Source organism: Nocardiopsis mangrovi (assembly GCF_042653925.1).
Taxonomy (GTDB): domain Bacteria; phylum Actinomycetota; class Actinomycetes; order Streptosporangiales; family Streptosporangiaceae; genus Nocardiopsis_B; species Nocardiopsis_B mangrovi.
The window spans coordinates 1-2,396 of sequence record NZ_JBHSFQ010000079.1; the positions used below are offsets into that span (position 1 = coordinate 1).

1 protein-coding gene is annotated in these 2,396 nt (G+C 58.7%); it reads left to right on the top strand.

Features of this window, described 5'->3' with window-relative positions; translation table 11 throughout:
• The first annotated feature begins 458 nt into the window (after positions 1-458).
• On the top strand, positions 459-2,276 hold the full coding sequence (locus tag ACFO4E_RS30000; protein WP_378580691.1) for a reverse transcriptase/maturase family protein: 1,818 nt from the start codon (positions 459-461) through the stop codon (positions 2,274-2,276).
• Positions 2,277-2,396: the final 120 nt, after the last annotated feature.

The following is a 2,396-nucleotide window of genomic DNA, read 5'->3' on the forward strand; positions in this document are numbered from 1 at the left end:
TTACCCGGAACCGAAAAGGCGAAGGGGACAATAGCATGCCAGGAAACCAACGATCGCGTTCAGGCGCGGAAGCGATGCGTTGAGGGGTCCGCGTGATACGGCGAAACCTGTATTGGCTGAATCCTAATCTCCAGTCGATGAAACGTGTGACATCCATCGGAAACGCGCCTGGCACCGATGCCGTCCTGTGTGCTCGATTAATAGCGTTACGGCACAACCTTCGAGGATCGGGACGATCCCTAGCGAAGGGATTAAAGGAGATGAGTAGGGCGCCTAAGTCACGCTCGAAACGTATGGCAGAGACGAACACGGGATCGCCTACGGGACGCGAGTCCTAAGGCGACGGAGGCCCCGTAGTAGTCGCAGGAGTCACGACCTGCCAAGGAGGACGGGAAAGCCGTCCACAGGGCGAAGGGGGCCAGGTGATCCCGGACACCCAAAGCTGAGAGGTATGCGTAATGCAGAAAGCCGAAACAGTGCTGGATGTCCTGCGTGAGCGCGGCAGACGCGGCCTGCCGTGCACAGAACTCTACAGACAGATGTTCAACACGGACTTGTATCTAATGGCCTACGGGAGGCTCTACTCCAACCAAGGTGCTTTGACTCCCGGAGGCTGCGGGGAAACCGCTGACGGAATGTCTGAGGCAAAAATAGGACGCATCATTGAGTCGATGCGCCACGAACGCTATCGATTCAAACCCGTTCGGAGATTACATATACCGAAAAAGAATGGGAGCACGCGTCCCCTTGGGCTTCCTTCCTGGTCGGACAAGGTTGCGGGAGAAGTGGTCCGCCTGTTATTGGAGGCGTACTACGAACCCCGCTTCTCCGGCCGCTCACACGGTTTCCGCCCTCGCCGGGGATGCCACACGGCACTGTCCGAGGTGGCAGTCAACTGGACAGGGACGACCTGGTTCATCGAAGGCGACATCTCTGACTGCTTTGGGAGTCTCGACCACCAGGTCATGCTCTCCACCCTGTCGGAGAAGATCCGCGATAACCGGTTCCTTCGCCTGATCAAACAGATGCTGCAGGCGGGATACCTGCAGGACTGGGTCCGCCACCCGACCCTATCGGGTACTCCACAAGGCGGTGTGGCCTCGCCAGTCCTGTCCAATATCTACCTGGACCGGCTGGACAGCTTCGTAGAAAATGTCCTGATACCGGAATACACGCAAGGCGGGAGCAGAAAGAAGAACCCCGCCTACCGCGCGATCGAGAACGAGATCAACCGCATACGGAAGAGGCAGGCGTGGAGAAAGGAGAAGACTGAGACCACAGAGGTGCGGAAACTGCGCCAGCAGCTCCGCACGCTACCGGCAGGGGATCCCCATGATCCCGGATACCGGAGGCTGCGGTACATAAGATATGCGGATGATCATCTTCTCGGTTTCATCGGACCCAAGGCCGAAGCCGAGGAAATAAAGCAGCGACTCGCAAAATTCCTGCGCGACGACCTCAAGCTGGAATTGAACGAGGATAAGACGCTGATCACGCACGCCAGAACAGGTGCAGCGAGATTCCTCGGCTACGAGATCACGGTTCAGCACGCCGATACCAAGATCTCCCGTGGTGGTCGCATCGACCGCGGACAGCGCTCCACCAATGGAAAGATCGCACTGCGCGTACCCAAGCCGGTGATCAGGGCCCAATGCGCCCCCTACCTCAAGCGCGGGAAACCCGAATACCTCCCGCACCTCAGAGACCTGCCCGACTATGACCTGGTGGGCAGGTTCGGTGCGGAGTACAGGGGTGTCGTCCAATACTACCTGCTGGCCGGCGATGTCTGGCGGCTGGACCGGCTGAAATGGGTCATGTTGACCTCGATGCTCAAAACGCTGGCCGCGAAGCACGACTCCACGGTGACCAGGATGGCGGACAAGTACAAGACCACCATTCTGACCCCGGAAGGAAAACGTCGGTGCTTTGAAGCCAGCAAAGAGCGAGCAGGAAGGAAGCCGTTGGTTGCGCGGTTCGGTGGAATTCCACTGAAGCGGCGGAGGAAAGCGGTCATCGATGACCAGCCCGCTGCCCCCATCACCAGGAAGAGAGGAAAGCAGCTCATCGAGCGCCTCCAATCCGATAGGTGTGAGATCTGCAGCAAATCCGGCCCGGTGGAGGTTCACCAGACCCGAAAAATCGCAGATCTCCAAGGGGGGACGCAGGACACTCCGATGTGGGTTTCTTTGATGCTCAAGATGCGACGCAAGACGCTAGTCGTGTGTGTCGCCTGCCACGGGGAGATCCACAACGGGGGAGAATTCCGCCGTGGATAGGTCATGCATTGATCACTAGAGAGCCCGTTGCATTGAAAGGTGCACGGCGGGTTCGGGTCGGGGGCCACTGGAAAAGGAGCGGCATATTGTTGCAACCTCGCCAGTGGCCTACCGACACTC